The organism is Pseudomonas sp. JS425 (genome assembly GCF_018223845.1).
Classification (GTDB): domain Bacteria; phylum Pseudomonadota; class Gammaproteobacteria; order Pseudomonadales; family Pseudomonadaceae; genus Aquipseudomonas; species Aquipseudomonas asiatica.
Genome location: NZ_CP073661.1, coordinates 1,297,848 through 1,317,015, shown reverse-complemented (window position 1 = coordinate 1,317,015; position 19,168 = coordinate 1,297,848). Strand labels below are relative to the sequence as shown.

General features: G+C 61.5%; 13 protein-coding genes and 1 pseudogene. 5 read left to right on the top strand and 9 right to left on the bottom strand.

Translation table 11 applies throughout. From position 1 onward, the window contains the following. The first annotated feature begins 111 nt into the window (after nucleotides 1–111). Nucleotides 112–1,059 carry an IS110 family transposase gene (locus KDB76_RS05995; RefSeq protein WP_038408539.1) on the top strand — a complete coding sequence of 316 codons (948 nt, stop codon included), beginning with the start codon at nucleotides 112–114 and terminating at the stop codon, nucleotides 1,057–1,059. Nucleotides 1,060–1,164: 105 nt separating this feature from the next. Here the strand turns inward: KDB76_RS05995 and KDB76_RS05990 are convergent, their stop codons facing one another. Together KDB76_RS05990 and purL are read right to left on the bottom strand one after the other, a co-directional pair. After that, nucleotides 1,165–1,476: a YqfO family protein gene (locus KDB76_RS05990; RefSeq protein ID WP_013971160.1), complete on the bottom strand. Its 312-nt coding sequence runs from the start codon at nucleotides 1,474–1,476 to the stop codon at nucleotides 1,165–1,167. Nucleotides 1,477–1,479: 3 nt separating this feature from the next. Beyond that, on the bottom strand, nucleotides 1,480–5,379 hold the full coding sequence (gene purL / locus KDB76_RS05985) for a phosphoribosylformylglycinamidine synthase (protein WP_013971159.1): 3,900 nt from the start codon (nucleotides 5,377–5,379) through the stop codon (nucleotides 1,480–1,482). Between the two features lie 356 nt (nucleotides 5,380–5,735). Here purL and mltF point away from each other — a divergent pair, with 356 nt between their 5' ends. Further along, the gene (gene mltF, locus KDB76_RS05980; RefSeq protein ID WP_038408780.1) at nucleotides 5,736–7,193 is read left to right on the top strand and encodes a membrane-bound lytic murein transglycosylase MltF; all 1,458 of its coding nucleotides are present in this window, start codon (nucleotides 5,736–5,738) and stop codon (nucleotides 7,191–7,193) included. 110 nt (nucleotides 7,194–7,303) lie between these two features. Here mltF and tadA read toward each other — a convergent pair whose 3' ends face one another. Further along, nucleotides 7,304–7,783: a tRNA adenosine(34) deaminase TadA gene (gene tadA, locus KDB76_RS05975; RefSeq protein ID WP_013971157.1), complete on the bottom strand. Its 480-nt coding sequence runs from the start codon at nucleotides 7,781–7,783 to the stop codon at nucleotides 7,304–7,306. After that, on the bottom strand, nucleotides 7,783–9,165 hold the full coding sequence (locus tag KDB76_RS05970) for a multicopper oxidase family protein (protein ID WP_013971156.1): 1,383 nt from the start codon (nucleotides 9,163–9,165) through the stop codon (nucleotides 7,783–7,785). Before KDB76_RS05970 ends, tadA begins: the two co-directional genes overlap by 1 nt. Nucleotides 9,166–9,502: 337 nt before the next feature. On the opposite strand from KDB76_RS05970, the gene KDB76_RS05965 reads away from it, so the two are divergent. Together KDB76_RS05965 and tri1 are read left to right on the top strand one after the other, a co-directional pair. Beyond that, entirely contained in the window at nucleotides 9,503–10,978 is a 1,476-nt protein-coding gene (locus tag KDB76_RS05965) for a DUF6861 domain-containing protein (protein ID WP_038408778.1), read from the top strand. Continuing rightward, on the top strand, nucleotides 10,975–12,042 hold the full coding sequence (tri1, locus tag KDB76_RS05960) for an ADP-ribosylarginine hydrolase Tri1 (RefSeq protein ID WP_024086371.1): 1,068 nt from the start codon (nucleotides 10,975–10,977) through the stop codon (nucleotides 12,040–12,042). Before KDB76_RS05965 ends, tri1 begins: the two co-directional genes overlap by 4 nt. Before the next feature lie 33 nt (nucleotides 12,043–12,075). Here tri1 and KDB76_RS05955 read toward each other — a convergent pair. Then, nucleotides 12,076–12,267, bottom strand: a pseudogene (locus tag KDB76_RS05955) (multicopper oxidase family protein); the annotation flags it as partial. A gap of 298 nt (nucleotides 12,268–12,565) precedes the next feature. On the opposite strand from KDB76_RS05955, the gene KDB76_RS05950 reads away from it, so the two are divergent. Then, entirely contained in the window at nucleotides 12,566–14,446 is a 1,881-nt protein-coding gene (locus KDB76_RS05950) for a sulfatase-like hydrolase/transferase (RefSeq protein ID WP_024086370.1), read from the top strand. A gap of 95 nt (nucleotides 14,447–14,541) precedes the next feature. On the opposite strand, the gene guaA is transcribed toward KDB76_RS05950, so the two are convergent. The 4 genes from guaA to KDB76_RS05930 all read right to left on the bottom strand — a co-directional run bounded on the left by guaA (nucleotide 14,542) and on the right by KDB76_RS05930 (nucleotide 19,117). Continuing rightward, nucleotides 14,542–16,119, bottom strand: coding sequence for a glutamine-hydrolyzing GMP synthase (guaA, locus tag KDB76_RS05945; protein ID WP_013971139.1), 1,578 nt, complete (start codon nucleotides 16,117–16,119; stop codon nucleotides 14,542–14,544). A gap of 78 nt (nucleotides 16,120–16,197) precedes the next feature. Further along, nucleotides 16,198–17,667 (bottom strand): IMP dehydrogenase, encoded by a 1,470-nt coding sequence (guaB, locus tag KDB76_RS05940; protein WP_013971138.1) that lies wholly within the window; start codon nucleotides 17,665–17,667, stop codon nucleotides 16,198–16,200. Between the two features lie 86 nt (nucleotides 17,668–17,753). Then, complete coding sequence (locus KDB76_RS05935) at nucleotides 17,754–18,311, bottom strand: hypothetical protein (protein WP_003257977.1); 558 nt, start codon at nucleotides 18,309–18,311, stop codon at nucleotides 17,754–17,756. Between the two features lie 50 nt (nucleotides 18,312–18,361). Next, on the bottom strand, nucleotides 18,362–19,117 hold the full coding sequence (locus tag KDB76_RS05930; protein ID WP_013971137.1) for a sulfite exporter TauE/SafE family protein: 756 nt from the start codon (nucleotides 19,115–19,117) through the stop codon (nucleotides 18,362–18,364). Nucleotides 19,118–19,168: the final 51 nt, after the last annotated feature.

The following is a 19,168-nucleotide window of genomic DNA, read 5'->3' as shown; positions in this document are numbered from 1 at the left end:
TTCACCCAAGCGCCGATAAAGAATGCTTCCGGGCTCAGACCGACGAAAGACACAAGCCAGCGCCTCTGGGTGACCCTTCAAGTGCTTCAACACTATCGAGGAGAGTTGCTCATGGCAATGGTGGTTGCTGATTCAAAGCGGCTGATTGGCGTGGATGTGGCCAAAGCGGAACTGGTCATCTGGGACGATGAATCAGCAGAGCTCATAGCAATCCCCAATACCAAAGCAGCTATTAAGAAATGGCTCAAAGGCCTCTCGGGTGCGATGTCCGTGGCCATCGAGGCGACCAACATCTATCACGTTCTGTTTACGGATCTGGCCTTTGAGTTTGGGCATACGATCTACGTGGTAGATGGTTACGCCCTGAGCCATTACCGCAAAGGCGTCAACGTACGCGCTAAGACAGATGCAATTGATGCCCAGCTGTTGGCCCGCTATCTGAAGAACGAAGGACAGGACCTTACGCCTTGGGCGCCGCCACCGGCTATCTATCGACAACTTCTGAGCCTGTTTCGGCGACGTGCGGGACTGGTCCAGGCACGAACCAGCCTGTCTCAGGGATGGGCTAATGAACCGCTACTTAGAGCCGCCTTCAAGACACATCTGCGTGCGATGCAGCGGCTTGAGCTGCTGGTGGAGAAGATGATCAAGGGTCTGCTGGAAAAGGCCGGACTGATGCCTCAGGTAAAGCGCTGCATGAAGGTCGAGGGGATTGGTTTTCTAACGGCTGCACGCCTGACTGCGACGTTTCAGCGTGGCAACTTCAGCGGGGGGGATGCGTTTATCGCCTTTTTGGGTATGGATCTGAGGATTGCGCAGTCGGGGCAGAAAAAAGGGCAATCCAAGCTCACGAAGCGAGGAGACCCCGAAGCTCGACGCCTCCTTCACAACGCAGCCATGTCGGCATGCCGCACGGCAGTATGGAAATCGTACTACGAAGAGCGCCTGGCACGTGGTTTTAGCACGACAGCATCGCTTGTCATGCTCGCACGCAAATTGGCGCGAGTAGTATTTGCCCTACTGAAAAGCGGAGATGAGTATCGGTCAAAAGCCGCTTAAAAAACTTCCCTAAAACCATAGAATCTCCCACAGAGATATCACAGGTTCTTATGACTGCGATATTCCTGTAGGAGCGGGCTTGCCCGCGAATAGCCTTGATGCAGTCTAGAACTCGGCAAGCCGCCAGACTTCGTAGGCTGGCGTCTCGTACGGGTGGCTCTGCTTGAGTGCAGCGACGACCTGGGCAATCAGATCGTCAGCCACCACCAGCTCCACCTTCCACTCTTCCACCGCCTCGACCTGGCCGGTTTGCCCGAGGAACGGCTGGCTGCCGTCCAGCGGGCGGAACTGGCCCTGGCCCAGCGTCTGCCAGGCGCAGTGGTCATAGTCACCGATGCGCCCGCCACCAGCGGCGAACACAGCGGCCTTGACCACTTCGACGTGGCTGGCGGGGACGAAGAAGGCGAGCTTGTACACGCCTTAGTTCACCCACACCCGTGCGTTACGGAACATACGCATCAGCGCGGCATCTTCCTGCCACTCATCCGGGCGCCAGGAGTTCTGCACGGCACGGAACATACGCTCCGGGTGCGGCATCATGATGGTCACGCGGCCGTCGCGGCTGGTGAGGCCGGTGATACCACGCGGCGAGCCGTTCGGGTTGGCCGGGTAGGCTTCGGTGACCTTGCCGTGGTTGTCGACGTAGCGCAGGGCCACGCAGCCGGACATGTCCGCAGCCAGCAGTGCCTCTTCGCTGGCGAACTCGGCATGGCCTTCACCGTGGGCGATGGCGATCGGCATGCGCGAACCGGCCATACCCTGCAGGAAGATCGAGTTGGACTTCTGCACTTCGACCATGGCCACACGCGCCTCGAACTGCTCCGAGCGGTTGCGCACGAAGTGCGGCCAGTGCTCGGTGCCCGGGATCAGTTCGTGCAGGTTGGACATCATCTGGCAACCGTTGCACACGCCCAGGGCGAAGCTGTCGGTGCGCTCGAAGAAGGCCTGGAAGGCGTCACGGGCGCGGCTGTTGAACAGCGCCGACTTGGCCCAGCCTTCACCGGCACCCAGCACGTCACCGTAGGAGAAGCCACCGCAGGCGACCAGGCCCTTGAAGGCCTCGAAGTCGACACGGCCGGCGAGGATGTCGCTCATGTGCACGTCGATGGCGGCGAAGCCGGCGCGGTCGAAGGCGGCTGCCATCTCGACCTGACCGTTGACGCCCTGCTCGCGCAGGATGGCCACTTGCGGACGCACGCCCTTCTTGATGTACGGGGCGGCGATGTCGTCGTTGACGTCGAAGCCCAGCTTGACCGACAGGCCCGGGTTGTCTTCCTCGAGCAGCAGGTCGAATTCCTGGTCGGCGCAGTCGGCGTTGTCACGCAGGCGCTGGATCTGGTAGCTGGTCTCGGCCCACTGGCGCTGCAGCATGCGGCGGTCGTCGTCGAACAGCACTTCGCCGTTCAGGCTGATGGACACTTCACCGTTGTTGACCGGCTTGCCGATCACCGCGACGCAGCCTTCACCCAGGCCAGCGGCGCTGAACTGTGCCAGTACGTCCGGGGTGGCATCCTGGCGAACCTGGATGACCGCGCCCAGTTCTTCGTTGAAGAGGATGGCCGGCACGTCGCCTTTGCTGTCGGTCAGCGGGTCGAGGTGCAGGTCGAGGCCGCAGTGGCCGGCGAAGGCCATTTCCAGCACGGTGGTGACCAGGCCGCCGTCGGAACGGTCATGGTAGGCCAGCAGGTGACCATCTTCGTTCAGGCCCTGGATCACGGCGAAGAACGCCTTCAGGTCTTCGGCGTCGTCGACGTCCGGTGCCTGGGCAGCGATCTTGCCGTAGGTCTGTGCCAGGATCGAAGCGCCCATGCGGTTCTTGCCGCGGCCCAGGTCGATCAGGATCAGGTCGGTCTCGCCCTTGTCCATGCGCAGTTGCGGGGTCAGGGTCTTGCGGATGTCGGTGACCGGGGCGAAGCCGGTGATGATCAGCGACATTGGCGAGGTAACGCTCTTCTCTACGCCCTCGTCGCTCCACTTGGTCTTCATCGACATCGAGTCTTTGCCGACCGGAATGGTAATGCCCAGCTCCGGGCACAGCTCCATGCCGACAGCCTTGACGGTGTCGTACAGGCGGGCGTCTTCACCTGGGTGGCCGGCGGCAGACATCCAGTTGGCCGACAGTTTGATGTCGGACAGCTTCTCGATGCGCGAGGCAGCCAGGTTGGTCAGTGTCTCGCCAATTGCCATGCGGCCGGACGCCGGGGCATCCAGCAGAGCCAGCGGGGTGCGCTCGCCCATGGCCATGGCTTCACCGGTGTAGACGTCGAAGCTGGTGGCGGTGACGGCGCAGTCGGCCACCGGTACCTGCCACGGGCCGACCATCTGGTCACGGGCTACCAGGCCGGTGATGGTACGGTCGCCGATGGTGATCAGGAAGCTCTTGCTGGCCACGGCCGGGTGGCTGAGGACGCGCTGAACGGCGTTGTCCAGGTCCAGCTTGCTCGGGTCGAAGTCATCGCCCAGCTCGGCTTCGCGGGTAACCGAACGGTGCATGCGTGGCGGCTTGCCCAGCAGTACGTCGAGCGGCATGTCTACCGGCGTGTTGCCGAAATGGCTGTCGCTTACGGTCAGGTGCTTCTCTTCAGTCGCTTCACCCACTACGGCAAACGGGCAACGCTCACGCTCGCAGATTGCCTTGAAGCGCTCGAAGTCGACGGCGCTGACGGCCAGCACGTAACGCTCCTGCGATTCGTTGCTCCAGATTTCGTGCGGGGCCATGCCCGGCTCGTCGTTGGGCACGTTGCGCAGTTCGAAGCGGCCACCACGGCCACCATCGTTGACCAGTTCTGGGAAGGCGTTGGAGATACCACCGGCGCCAACGTCGTGGATGAAGGCGATCGGGTTGTTGTCGCCCAGCTGCCAGCAGCGGTCGATGACCTCCTGGCAACGGCGCTCCATTTCCGGGTTTTCGCGCTGTACCGAAGCGAAGTCGAGGTCAGCCGAGCTGGCACCGGTCGCCACCGACGAAGCGGCGCCGCCGCCCAGACCGATCAGCATGGCCGGGCCGCCGAGCACGATCAGCTTGGCGCCGACAGTGATCTCGCCTTTCTGCACGTGGTCTTCACGGATGTTGCCCATGCCACCGGCCAGCATGATCGGCTTGTGGTAGCCGCGAACTTCTTCACCGTGCGGGGTGTTGATGGCCTGCTCGAAGGTACGGAAGTAGCCGGTCAGGGCCGGGCGACCGAATTCGTTGTTGAACGCAGCGCCACCCAGTGGGCCTTCAATCATGATGTCGAGGGCGTCGACGATACGCTCAGGCTTGCCGTAGGCCTGCTCCCACGGCTGTTCGAAGCCCGGGATACGCAGGTTGGACACGGTGAAGCCGGTCAGGCCAGCCTTGGGCTTGGCGCCACGGCCGGTCGCGCCTTCGTCGCGGATTTCGCCGCCGGAGCCGGTGGAGGCGCCGGAGAACGGGGCGATGGCGGTCGGGTGGTTGTGCGTCTCGACCTTCATCAGGATGTGCACCGGCTCCTGCACCGCGCCGTACTGGCGGGTTTCAGGGTTCGGGAAGAAACGGCCGGCAACGTTGCCGACGATCACCGAGGCGTTGTCCTTGTACGCAGACAGCACGCCTTCGTTGTGCATCTGGTAGGTGTTCTTGATCATGCCGAACAGGCTCTTTTCCTGAGCCTGGCCGTCGATGTCCCAACTGGCGTTGAAGATCTTGTGGCGGCAGTGCTCGGAGTTGGCCTGGGCGAACATCATCAGTTCGATGTCGTTCGGGTTGCGCTTGAGGCCCTGGAAGGCGTTGACCAGGTAGTCGATCTCGTCTTCGGCCAGGGCCAGGCCCAGGTCGATGTTGGCCTTGGCCAGGGCGTCACGGCCACCGGCGAGGATGTCCACCGAGGTCATCGGCTTGGGCTGGGCATGGCTGAACAGGTCAGCGGCCTGCTCCAGCTGGCCGAGCACGCGCTGGGTCATGCGGTCGTGCAGCTCGGCGGCGATCAGTTCGGCGTCGGCTTCGCTCAGGCTGCCGGCAACGTAGTAGGCAATACCGCGCTCCAGGCGCTGGATCGACTGCAGGCCGCAGTTGTGAGCGATGTCGCTGGCCTTGCTGGCCCACGGCGAAATGGTGCCCAGGCGCGGCACGACCAGGAACAGGCGGCCGCTCGGCTCCTGTACCGGCACGCTCGGGCCGTACTTGAGCAGACGGCCCAGCACCTGCTGCTGGTCGGCGGTCAGCTCGCCGTCGACATCGGCGAAATGGGCAAATTCGGCATACAAACCAGTAACAGCGGGGACTTTCTGGCTCAGTTGCTCGAGTAATTTACCGTGGCGAAAGGCAGAAAGGGCAGGAGCGCCGCGCAGGATCAACATCGTCGGGACAGCCTCAGGAAGGGGTGTGCTTAGAGGCCGTGCATTCTAGCCTAATTCGAAGGGTTTCGGCACCCGCTCTAAGCCACGGCTGCCGGGCGGCGGAACCGGACTTGCGGGTCAAAAAAAATACACCTGCCTAGCGCCCTGTAGGAGCGGCCTTGTGTCGCGATGGGGCGCGCAGCGACCCCAGGGATATCTGCGGCGGAGCTTAAAATCTGGGGGCCGCTGCGCGCCCCATCGCGACACAAGGCCGCTCCTACAAGGGGACTGGGCCGCCATTGCACATAAAGCGCTACCAGACAAGCTAACAGTTGTCGAGATATGGTTGGGCCAGTCCTTTGCGTATACTGAAACCTATGTTCGCCCACACTGCTTTGCGCCAGCGTTGCGCCAGATGGCTTTTCGCAACCGGACTCTTTCTGCTGCTCGGTGCCTGCGTTGAAAAACCCAGCACCCTCGAGCGCGTGAAGGAGGATGGCGTGCTGCGCGTGATCACCCGTAACAGCCCGGCCACCTACTTCCAGGACCGCAACGGCGAAACCGGCTTCGAATACGAGTTGGTCCAGCATTTCGCCGAAGATCTGGGCGTGAAGCTGCAGATCGAGACCGCCGACAACCTCGACGATCTGTATGACAGCCTCGGCAAGCCCTCCGGCCCGGTGCTGGCAGCGGCCGGCCTGGTCACCAGCGAACGGCGCAAGGCCCAGGTCAGGTACTCCCACCCTTATCTGGAAGTGACCCCACAGGTCATCTACCGCAACGGCCGCACGCGCCCCACCAACGCCAAGGGCCTGGTCGGAAAGAAGATCATGGTGCTCAAGGGCAGCAGCCATGCCGACCAGCTGGCCGAGCTGAAAAAGCAGTACCCGGGCCTGGAATACGAGGAATCCGACGCCGTCGAGGTGGTCGACCTGCTGCGCATGGTCGATGAAGGCCAGATCGACCTGACCCTGGTCGACTCCAACGAGCTGGCGATGAACCAGGTGTACTTCCCCAACGTGCGGGTTGCCTTCGACCTGGGCGACACCCGCGACCAGCGCTGGGCGGTGGCGGCCGGTGAAGACAACAGCCTGCTCAACGAGGTCAACGAGTTCCTCGACAAGGCGCAGAAGAACGGCACCCTGCAACGCCTGAAGGACCGCTACTACGGCCATGTCGACGTCCTGGGCTATGTGGGTGCCTACACTTTCGCCCAGCACCTGCAGCAGCGCCTGCCCAAGTACGAGAAGCACTTCAAGAGCTACGCCAAGGTCGAGCAGGTGGACTGGCGCCTGCTGGCCGCCATCGGCTACCAGGAATCGATGTGGCAGCCCGAGGTCACCTCCAAGACCGGCGTGCGCGGCCTGATGATGCTGACCCAGCGCACCGCCCAGGCCATGGGCGTGTCCAACCGCCTGGACCCGAAGCAGAGCATCCAGGGCGGCGCCAAGTACTTCATGAAGATCAAGGAAGAGCTCGACGACAGCATCCAGGAACCGGACCGCACCTGGTTCGCCCTGGCTGCCTACAACGTCGGCACCGGCCACCTGGAAGACGCCCGCACCCTGGCCAAGCGCGAGAAGCTCAACCCGAACAAGTGGCTGGACGTGAAGAAGATGCTGCCGCGGCTGTCGCAGAAGCAGTGGTATCGCCAGACCAAATACGGCTATGCACGTGGCGGCGAGCCGGTGCATTTCGTGGCCAACATCCGTCGCTACTACGACATCCTCACCTGGGTGACCCAGCCGCAGCTCGAAGGCCAGGTGGCCGAGGGCAGCCTGCATGTGCCCGGGGTGAACAAGGACAAGCCGGCGGAGCAGTCGCCGCCGATGTAGGCCTGCACCGGCCTCTTCGCGGGCACGCCCGCTCCCACAGGAATATCAATCTCCTCAGGCCTGCGGTGTACCTGTAGGAGCGGGCGTGCCCGCGAAGGGGCCGGAACAGGTCAAGACTTGGCTCGGCGAGCCTTGAAGAAGTCACTGAGGATCTGCCCGCACTCCTCCGCCAGCACCCCGCCCTCCACCATCACCCGGTGGTTCAGGAAACCCTGCCCGAAGAACTGCCCCTGGCTCTGCACGATCCCCGCCTTGGGCTCCAGCGCACCGAATACCACCCGCATCACCCGCGAATGCACGATCAACCCCGCACACATGCTGCACGGCTCCAGGGTCACATACAGGGTGCTGCCGGGTAGCCGGTAGTTACTGGCGGATTTCGCCGCCGCGCGAATGGCCACCATCTCGGCGTGCGCACTGGGGTCACTGTCGATGATCGGCCGGTTGAAGCCCTGCCCGATCACCTGCCCATGCTGCACCAGTACTGCGCCCACCGGCACCTCGCCCATGGCCGCACCTTCGGCGGCCAGGGCCAGGGCCAGACGCATGAATTCCTGATCGCGGCTGCGATCGATGATCTGCGGGCGCATCAGACCACCGCGATCGCGGCCATCAGGCCGGTTTCCATGTGGTCGATGACGTGGCAGTGGAACATCCAGGTGCCCGGGTTATCCGCCACCAGCGCCACCTGGGCGCGCTCGTTCTTGCCCAGCAGGTAGGTATCGGTGAACCACGGCTCCTTGATGTCATGACGGTTGGAGCCGATCACCTTGAAGCTCATGCCGTGCAGGTGGATCGGGTGCTGGTATTGGGTCATGTTCTTCAGCTCGAAGATGTAGCTCTTGCCCTTCTGCAACGTGGCAATGGGGCGCTCGGCGCAGGTCTTGTCGGTGATGTCCCAGGCCTGGCCGTTGATCTGCCACATGCTCGACGGCTTATCCTGGTCCGTAGTGACCGAGACTTTCGCCGCCCACTCAAAATTGAAGTTGAGCTTTTCGGCATTCTCCAGGTCCGGCTCGGCGATCGGGTTGGGCGGTAGCGCCGGCGGCCAGTCACTTGGCGCGTCGTTGCTGGCAACCGAACGCAGGGTGCCCAGGCGCACGAAACCGTCGCGCAGGGAGATCTCCTCACCCTCCACAGGAATACGGACAGCCAGGCAGATACGCATGCCTGGGCCGAGCCAGTAGTCATCGTCCAATGGGCGCGGGGTTACCGGATTGCCGTCCAGAGCATAGATTTTTGCCTCGCAGTTGCCCTTGAGGTTGATGCGGTAGGTCCAGGTGTTGTCCAGGTTAAGCAGACGCACCCGCACAACCTGGCCGGCTGGCAACTCGGTGACCGAATCGGCCTGGCCATTGATGGTGATCAGGCGCCCGGCGGTGCCGTTGCGCGCCGCCTCACGCGGGATGCTGAACGGCAACCAGGCGCCCTGCTCGTCCACGTGCCAGTTCTTCAGGCTGAGCGTGCGTTCATGCTGGAAGCCGGTCGGCTCGCGCTCCTCGACGATCAGCGGGCCGACCAGGCCACGGCCCAGCTCTTCGGAACTGCTGACATGCGGGTGGTACCAGTAGCTGCCGGCGTCCGGCACACGGAATTTGTAGTCGAAGTACTCGCCCGGCTTGACTGGCAGTTGCGACACATAGGGCACACCGTCCATTTCCAGCGGCAGGCGAATGCCATGCCAGTGGATGGTGGTTTCCACCGGCAGGTGATTGATGAAGCGCACCCGCAGCCAGGTGCCCTGGCGCACACGCAACTCGGTGCCTGGCGCCGAAGGGCCGAAGGCCCAGGCCTCGGTCTTGAAGCCCGTCACCAGCTCGACGTCCAGGGGAGCAGCGATCAGCTCGTAGTCATGCCCGGCGTTGTCGTCCTCGACCTTGCCCAGCCAGTAACGTGCCGCGCCACCGGCGCCCAGGCCAACCACAACCAGGCCGGTCAGGCCCTTGAGCATTTGTCGACGGGTGAAGGACATCGGTGCGGGTACCTCGCGTTCTGCGCAATCAAGCTGCCAGCATGGCTGGCGGTGAAGGGCGAATACGATACACCTGCAAATGGGAAATATTAAGTGAAGTATCCAGCCATCGTTTGCTTTAGCCACTCTATTGGCCATTCGGCAGACTTAACGGAACTGACCGACAAGCACGAGATCAAATTGACACCATTGCCAGAGGCACCTCAGATGAGAAAATGCCTCGCAATGCAATCGGCAGCTCGATTGGCGGCTGGCTTGACCGTCAGCGTGGTGCATGGGAAAGAATCGCCTGCCGCCCGCACACTCACCTGCCTTCTCTAAAGGAATGCAATGGTAAATGGACTTATCAACTCACGTCCCTAGCTGGGGCGACATCGAACGCAACCTGGACCAAAAATTCAGCGTCCTCAATCAAAGCGTCAGCAGCGGCTTGCGCAATGTCCATGACAGCTGGGACGGCTTCACCCGTCGCGTAAGCGATGGCGCCAGCCAGGCTTATGGCGCTGTAGGCGGACACCGGATAGACAATGTCCGGCAGGCGATGGCTTTGTCCTATCCCATGATGCAGTCAAATCTGTCGCGCAAATGGGCGTCCATCAATATCGACCAGATTTTGCCCGTACTGCTCAAGCTCGTGCAGGAAGTGGTGATGATTCTCGGCGGCAGCGTCGCGCTAGGCGGCGCTATCGGCGGCGCCGTGGGTTCTCTCGCCTTTGGCGTCGGTGCGGCACCTGGGGCGGTCGCAGGCAGCGGTATCGGCCTGCAGGTCGGCAACCTGATCCTGATGGCGCTGGGCCTGGCCGCCATCGCGGAGTATTTCTATCAAGGGCTTCCCGCGTGCCTGGCCTCCATGCAAGAGGGGCTTGCTACCGCGTGGACTGCCGAAGACGGCTTGAAACCCTCCGGTCTCGACCCTTCGGGCGGCTCGGCGGCGCTGGTTCAAGAGCGTACCGAACACGCTGCAAGGCAACTGGCCCGTGGGCAAGAGCAGCTGGTGATGCTTTTGCTGATGGCAATTGTGACCTACCTGACCCGCGGGCAGATGAAAGCCGGCGTGATGAGCAGCGTGGAAAGCATCGCCAGCCGTAGTGCCAAGCTTCAGGCCGAAATCTCCAACAAACAGTTGGCCAACTGGCTGGCGAAGAACGAAAGCAGGCTGCTGGCTGAACCTGAGTTGCAGATGAAGGCCGCGACACCGCTGCAGAAAGCCGAGCCAGAGCTGCCGCCAGCAAAGCAAGCCACTGAAAAAAACATTGCGGCGGCGCCCAAGAAGCTCATGAGCCTGCGAGAGGCAGTGGGCAAGGACATGGCAGAGCGATGGATTGCCGAAGGCCGCGCCCGGGCAGATGTTCGGGCCCCGGAGCTTTCGAAACTGCTCAGCGACGATCAAATAGGCGCACTTTACGGTTACTCTACCAACGATGTGTACAAGGCGTATAACCTGGCGATGCGCCAAGGCACAGCCACGCCTGAAATCATGGCTTTTGCCGAGCATGCAACCGAAGGTCTGGCACGCTTGCCTCGCTACGTTGGCGCTGAAACCTACCGTGGAACGGATCTGCCACTGGATGTGCTCAATCGGATGCAAATGGGCGCAGTGGAGACCGACATGGCATTCTTCAGCTCATCCGCGACAACACCATTCGCAGGCAATACCCAGATGGTCGTACGCGGCGTATCCGGCAAGGACATCAGTTTCCTGACGCAAATTCCCGAGGCGGAAGTACTGTACCCGCCGGGTACTTCTTTCAGGGTACTGAACCGGATTGAGCAAGGCCCCACGACTCATCTCTTATTAGAAGAAGTTCTATGATCGACCTGCACAGCCCTACCCTTGAAGTTACCGAGTATGCCTACCGGTACAACCACTTGCTACCAGCGCCCACCCCACGCGAGTCCGCAGGCCGTGCCTACGTGCACCCGCAATGGCAAGAATCGCGCGCTTGCACATTAACCCCCGAACAATCGCTCGACCGAGCCAAAGGTGCGTTGCTGGGTTTGGCCATTGGCGATGCCGTAGGCACCACCCTGGAGTTCCTGCCTCGCGATAAAGCACACGTCGATGACATGGTCGGCGGCGGGCCGTTCAGGCTCAAGCCAGGTGAGTGGACCGATGATACGAGCATGGCGCTTTGCCTGGCGGACTCGTACCTGGCTTGCATGCGATTCGACCATGCAGATTATCTCGAGCGACTGTGCAGGTGGTACAAGCGAGGGGAAAACAGCGCAAACGGTGTCTGTTTCGACATCGGCAATGCTACACGCCTTGCCTTGGAAGGGTGGCTACGCCATGGCCTGGACTGGATAGGCAACACAGAGCCGAATACGGCCGGCAATGGCTCCATCATCCGGCTCGCCCCCACCGCCATATTCAGGCGCCACATGCTGCCATCCACGTGGCGCGAAGCCCAAAGCCAGAGTCGGGCCACCCATCGGGCGCCCGAAGCAGTGAGTGGCTGCGAACTGCTGGGCGCGCAGCTGCACCTCGCCCTGAACGGCGCCGACAAGGATGAAATGTGCCGCCCGATGGTCCGCCCGCTACAGCCCCGCGCCACCATCATCAACGCTGGCGAATACAAGGAAAAAAGCCGCGACCAGATCCGCTCCTCAGGGTATGTCATCGACACCTTGGAAGCTGCGCTATGGGCGGTTTGGAATACCGACAATTTCAGAGACGCAGTGCTACTGGCGGCAAACCTGGCAGACGACGCCGACAGCGTGGCAGCCGTGGCTGGGCAGCTGGCCGGAGCGTTGTACGGGGTATCCGGCATGCCCGAGGAATGGGTAAAGACAGTGGCGTGGTCTGAACACATCCTGGACCTCGCCCAAGCGTTGCACGACCAGGCGCCTGAAAACGACCCGTTCTATTCGCTGTGATGATGCGCCCGTCGGGGCAGACAGCTGAATGATAAAGGCCCAGGCCTCGGTCTTGAACCCCGGCACCAGCTCGACGTCAAGCGGCGCGGCGATCAGTTCGTAGTCATGCCCGGCGTTATCGTCCTCGACCTTGCCCAGCCATTAGCGGGCCGCGCCTCCGGCGCCCAGGCCCACCACAACCAGGCCAGTGAGGCCCTTGAGCATTTGTCGACGAGTAAAGGACATCGGTGCGGGTACCTCATTCTGCGCAATCAGTCTGCCAGCAGGGGCTGGCGATAAAGGGCGAATACGATACACCTGCATTTGCGAATGATTAAGTGAAGTCTTGTCGCGCGACCGGTTATCTGCCCCGACACCTGTGGCAACCTGCTCCCCCCGGTACCCAACTAACGCCCAGAGGCTGACTTGCCCGATTCAGGGTGGGCTGCTTAAGTTCAACAGACGGGGTGCACAGGTGCTGGCCTTCTGCCCGCCTATCGCTTCAGACAAGACGCCTGCTCTGTGAATGCGAAGGTTTGACACCATGTGGCACAGGAATTCATTACTGTATTTTTCGCTGCTGCTCACTTCAGGCCTTCTTCTGGCACCGAAGATCATCCTGATCGAGTTTTTCTCCTATCGATGGGTGGAGACCGGTGTTCTCGATATTGCCCTGTACTTGCTTCAAGACGTGCTGCTGGTGGTCGCCTTCTTTGTGATTGCTGCCACCACCATTACCAGAAACAAATTCAATTTTTATCTGGTAAGCATCGCCTCAGGCGCCTTGCTGCTGTTCCTGCTGGTGGACATGCGAGTTCGGGAGCTATGGCTGAAGCCACTGGACTGGCAACTGATACGCTACAGCCTGCAGAACGCAAGCAACCTGACCTCCGGAGCCGAGGTGTTCCTCACCCAAGCCGCCGGGTTCGGGCACACATTCAGGTTCATTGTCCTTGTGCTTTTTCTTGCCTACCTGGTGACCTGGTCTTTCGCTGGGCTGGCAACCTACATCGCTTATAAAGAACAGCGCACGGTCACAATAAAGAAAAGACAACACCTCTGGGCGTCGCTGCTGATGATAGGCGCCCTGCTCATCGGCTCCATCCATGCCAAAGACGCACGCTATTACCTGAACGAAAATATTGTCGTCAGCCCGCTGGTCACAACACTCAGAAGCACGACTCCCTTGAATGCAGCTCCGCATAGACCGCCGCTGCCATTCGAACAACCCGCCTACCCGCTAACCAGCGTCAACGACATCCGAAAACTTCAATCTCATGCCACACCAGACTTCAAGAACCTGGTCTTCATCATTCTGGAGTCGGTGCGCTGGAACAGCGTTTTTGCGCCCGACATCAAAACCGCCGAGAGGTATCCCACCTTCGATAAGCTCTCTCGGGAGGGCATGCTCTTCAAAACGTACGTATCAGTGCCTCACTCGTCCAAAGGCTACCACGCGATCCTGACGGGGCTGCACGCCTACCCAGATATTGAAATCAAAGAGGCCATGTACCTGCTACAACCCAGCGTCATCCATGAGCTGAAAAACAGGAAAAACATGGAAGCCGTCGCATTCAGCTCGCTGTACCTGCAATTCGAAAACATGGAGGGTTTCCTGAAGTCCATCGGCGTATCGAATGCCTATGCAGTTTCGGAGATCACCCATGCCGAAAATCGCTCACAACACGCCAGTAGCTTCGGAGAGAGTGATGAACAGCTGTTTTCGTCCAGCATCTCTTACCTGGAGAAGATAAAAAAGAATGGCCAGGGTTTCATCGCACTCTACTTCCCAAGCGCAGCCCACTACCCCTACCAATGCAGCCAAGGGCCCCCATTACTGAGCGAGCTGGAAAAGTATGAAGACTGCATAGCCAGAACAGACAGCGTACTGGGTGAAATGCTGACATCATTCGACAAGCAAGGCCTGCTGGACTCGACATTATTCGTGCTCGTGGGTGACCACGGTGAGTCGTTTGGTGAGCACGGTCTCTTCATTCACAACGCTTCCATGCACGAAGAAGAAGTGACCGTACCCCTGATTTTCTGGGCCAAGGAAAGGTCACTGCCCAAACCCGCCACAACGACCAGTCACCAGATCGATGTTGCGCCCACGGTCGCCGACTTCTTTGGCGTGACCGAGTCGCCCCTGTCTGTCCAAGGCATCAGCTTGTTGAGGGAACATGGCAAGCGCACATTCTTCATGTCCACGTTCTTTGACCAACTGGCGTCAGCCTTGGTGGAGCACCCTTACAAATACATATACGAATTCAGTTCGGACACCCTGACCAAATACAATATCGAGGATGACCCGCAGGAAAAGCACCCGCAGCGCGTGGAGGGCGATGAGTTCGTCGCGGTGAAGAGCAGGTTGCTTTCCTATAATGTCTACCAGAAAGCGCTATTTGCCAAAAAGCCAAAAGAATAAGCAAATCTGAATGAGCAAGAACCAGAAAGCCCGCAATCATGCGGGCTTTCTGGTGTATCCGTGCCTACGGGTACCAGCCTGAGCTGGCTACCCGATCATTCCCACTCGATAGTCGCTGGCGGCTTGCTCGACACGTCGTAGGTAACGCGCGAGATGCCGTCGATTTCATTGATGATACGGCCGCTGACGGTTTCCAGCAGCTCGTACGGCAGGTGCGCCCAGCGCGCGGTCATGAAGTCCACGGTCTCGACGGCACGCAGGGCCACGACCCAGGCGTAGCGACGGCCGTCGCCGACGACGCCTACCGACTTGACCGGCTGGAACACCACGAATGCCTGGCTGGTCTTGTGGTACCAGTCGGCCTTGCGCAGCTCTTCGATGAAGATGTGGTCGGCGCGACGCAGGATGTCGGCGTATTCCTTCTTCACTTCACCCAGGATACGCACGCCCAGGCCCGGGCCCGGGAACGGGTGGCGGTAGACCATGTCGTACGGCAGGCCCAGCTCCAGGCCGATCTTGCGCACTTCGTCCTTGAACAGTTCACGCAGCGGCTCGACCAGCTTGAGGTTCATTTCCTCCGGCAGGCCACCGACGTTGTGGTGCGACTTGATCACGTGGGCCTTGCCGCTCTTGGCGCCCGCCGACTCGATCACGTCCGGGTAGATGGTGCCTTGGGCGAGGAACTGGATGTTTTCCAGCTTGCTGGCTTCGGCATCGAACACGTCGATGAAGGTGCGGCCGATGATCTTGCGCTTCTTCTCCGGGTCGGCTTCGCCGGCCAGGTTGTCGAGGAACTGCTTTTCAGCGTCGGCGCGGATGACCTTGACGCCCATGTTCTCCTTGAACATGGCCATCACCTGGTCACCTTCGTGCAGGCGCAGCAGGCCGTTGTCCACGAATACGCAGGTCAGCTGGTCGCCGATGGCGCGGTGCAGCAGTGCGGCAACGACGGAGCTGTCGACGCCGCCGGACAGGCCCAGCAGGACGTTGGCCGAACCGACCTGCTCACGCACCTGGGCAATGGCGTCTTCGACGATGTTGGACGGAGTCCACAGGGCTTCACAGCCGCAGATGTCCTGCACGAAGCGGGACAGGATGCGACCGCCCTGCTTGGTGTGGGTCACTTCCGGGTGGAACTGCACGCCGTAGTAACCGCGCGCGTCGTCGAACATGCCAGCGATCGGGCAGCTCGGGGTGCTGGCCAGCACGTGGAAGTTGCCCGGCATCTGGGTGACCTTGTCGCCGTGGCTCATCCACACGTCCAGGCCCAGCACGCCGTCGGCGTCGATGTGGTCTTCGATGCCGTCGAGCAGGCGGCTCTTGCCGACTACATCCACGCGGGCATAACCGAATTCACGCAGGTCGGAACCTTCGACCTTGCCGCCCATCTGCTCGGCCATGGTCTGCATGCCGTAGCAGATGCCCAGCACTGGTACGTTCAGGTCGAACACCGCCTGCGGGGCGCGCGGGCTGTTGGCTTCGTGGACCGACTCGGGGCCGCCGGCGAGGATGATGCCGCGCGGGTTGAATTCGCGGATCGCTTCATCGTCCATGTCGAACGGATGCAGCTCGCAGTACACGCCGATTTCGCGCACGCGGCGGGCGATCAGCTGGGTGTACTGGGAACCGAAATCGAGGATCAGGATGCGGTGAGCGTGAATGTCGAGGGCCATGACTCAATCTCGTCAGTGGAAATCGGAAACGACGCGGGGCTGTCATGACAGCCCCGCTTTCTGTTGTAGCTGGAAGCCTCAGCCTACGCGGTAGTTAGGGGCTTCTTTGGTGATCTGCACGTCATGCACGTGGGACTCGGCCATGCCGGCACCGGTGATGCGCACGAATTCCGGCTTGGTGCGCATCTCTTCGATGGTTGCGCTGCCGGTGTAGCCCATGGACGAACGCAGGCCGCCCATCAGCTGGTGGATGATCGCGGCCAGCGCGCCCTTGTAGGGAACACGGCCTTCGATGCCTTCCGGTACCAGCTTCTCGGCGCCGGCCGAGGAGTCCTGGAAGTAGCGGTCGGACGAGCCTTGCGCCTGTGCCATGGCCCCCAGCGAGCCCATGCCGCGATAGGCCTTGTAGGAACGGCCCTGGAACAGTTCGACTTCACCCGGAGCCTCTTCGGTACCGGCGAACATCGAACCCATCATCACGCAGGAAGCACCGGCAACGATGGCCTTGGACAGGTCACCCGAGAAGCGGATGCCGCCGTCGGCGATCAGTGGCACGCCAGTGCCTTCCAGTGCAGCGGCAACGTTGGCGATGGCGCTGATTTGCGGCACGCCGACACCGGCAACAATACGGGTGGTGCAGATCGAGCCTGGGCCGATACCGACCTTGACCGCGTCAGCGCCTGCTTCGGCCAGAGCCTTGGCGGCAGCGCCGGTGGCGATGTTGCCGCCGATCACCTGCACTTGCGGGTAGGTTTCCTTGACCCAGCGAACGCGGTCGATCACACCTTTGGAGTGACCGTGGGCGGTGTCGACCACCACCACGTCAACGCCAGCAGCCACCAGGGCGGCAACGCGCTCGCCGGTGTCCTTGCCGGTGCCGACCGCGGCGCCGACGCGCAGGCGACCCTGGTCGTCCTTGCTGGCCAGCGGGTAGGCCTTGGCCTTTTCGATGTCCTTGACGGTCATCATGCCCTTGAGGTTGAACTTGTCGTCAACGATCAGGACTTTTTCCAGGCGGTGCTTGTGCAGCAGCTCGCGGACTTCGTTCTTGTCGGCGCCTTCGCGGACGGTGACCAGACGCTCTTTGGGGGTCATCACGTCGCGGACCTTGGCGTCCAGGCGGCTTTCGAAGCGCACGTCACGGGAGGTGACGATGCCGACCAGGTCGCCATTCGCCAGCACCGGAACGCCGGAGATGTTGTTCAGGCGGGTCAGGTCGAACAGGTCGCGCACGGTGGCGTCGGCGTCGATGGTGATCGGGTCCTTGACCACGCCAGCCTCGAACTTCTTGACCTTGCGGACTTCGCTGGCCTGTTGTTCGATGGTCATGTTCTTGTGGATGATGCCGATGCCGCCTTCCTGGGCCATGGCAATGGCCAGGCGCGCTTCGGTCACGGTATCCATGGCAGCGGATACCAGCGGAATGTTCAGCTCGATGCCACGGGTCAAACGGGTCTTGAGACTGACTTCATTAGGCAGTACCTCGGAATAGCCAGGTACAAGGAGGATATCGTCGAAGGTCAGGGCTTCTTGGCTGATACGCAGCATCGCGGGGGCTCCCGGGCGGGAAAAATGGAAGCGCGCCATTATACTCATGCACGGCGCGCCGCTCAATGCAAAATAAGGGCCTTCGGTCAGCCTTGTGGCAGTTTTACCTGTACCACGGCCACCGGCTGGTCGAGCCAGTCGGCGAAGCTGTCGAGAAAGGCCTGGGTGAACCCGGCCTCGCCCCAGTTGTTGAAGATGAACCCCAGGTTGGAAAAGGCACATGGCTGCAGGTAAATGAAGCCATTGATGTCATCTTCGAAGCCGCACAACGGGCAGGTGAAGTTGTCGCTAACTGCCGGCATCCATTCTTCCAGGCTTTCGAACAGCGGCTCACCCACCTCGCGCCGGCACTCGGGGCAACCGGCCTCTTCGAGGAAACCTTCGGTAGGGGTATAGATGCAGCGCTTGAGCATCACCTCCAGGCCGTTGACCTGTTCGCCGAAGGGCAGTTTCTCCGGATGCAGGGCCACTTTGCGGGCACCTTCGGCCAGGGCATGGCCCATGCGGTTGCCGGTGCGGCCACAGGTGGTCAGCTGTTCCTCGACGACTTTCTCGCGCACCAGCCAGCGCAGGATGGCGCGGGCACGGGCTTCGTGCACCGGGACGGTAGACAGCTTGGGAACGATGATGCTCTGGGTGTTCATGAACGGGACAAGCCTGAAAAACGCGGTAATAGCGCAATTCTACCGCCTGCTCAGGCGCTCAGGTAGCGACCGATAAGCGCCAGGCCGCTGGCCAGCACCAGCCAGGTGACCAGGCGCACAAAGGCTTCGCGAGACAGCCGATGGGTAAGCCTGCGCCCTGCCCAGAGGCCGACGAGCATGACCGGCAACAGGCAGGCGGCGAGCAACAGCAGGCTCTGGTCGGCATAGACGCCTGCGATAAGGAACAGCGTCAGCCGCACCACCGTACTGCAACTGATCAGCGCGCTCTGGGTAGCGCGCACCTGCTCCTTCACCTCCAGCCGCGCGCTCAGGTACAGCGCATAAAGGAAGCCGCCGCTGCCGAACAAGGCGCCGAACAGCCCGCCTGCCGTGCCCATCGGCATTGCCCAGAAACCCGACAGACTGGCCGGCCGTACCTTCACCGCCAGCCCGTACAGGGCATACGCCGTGACGAACAGCCCCATCAGCAGCAGCAACAGGTCTGACTTCAGCTGTAGCAGGAATACCACACCCAGCGCGCAGCCAATGGCCATGAACGGCAGCAGCCGCAACAGTTCGCCGCGCACGACATCGCGGCGCGAGGGCAGCAGGTTGCCGAAGGCGGCGACGAAGTCCAGCAGCACCAGCAGCGGAATGATCCGCGACAGCGGCATGAAGTGGATCAGCACTGGGCCGGCCACCAGCGCGGTGCCGAAACCGGCGATGCCGAAGACGATGTAGGCAGCGCCGACACCAAGCAGGATAGGCAGCCAGTCGAGGCCGGAAAACGACAGTTGGGCGAGCATGACAGCAGTTCCTGGGAAGACAGGCAAAGGTTAGCCAGCCATGAGCCATGC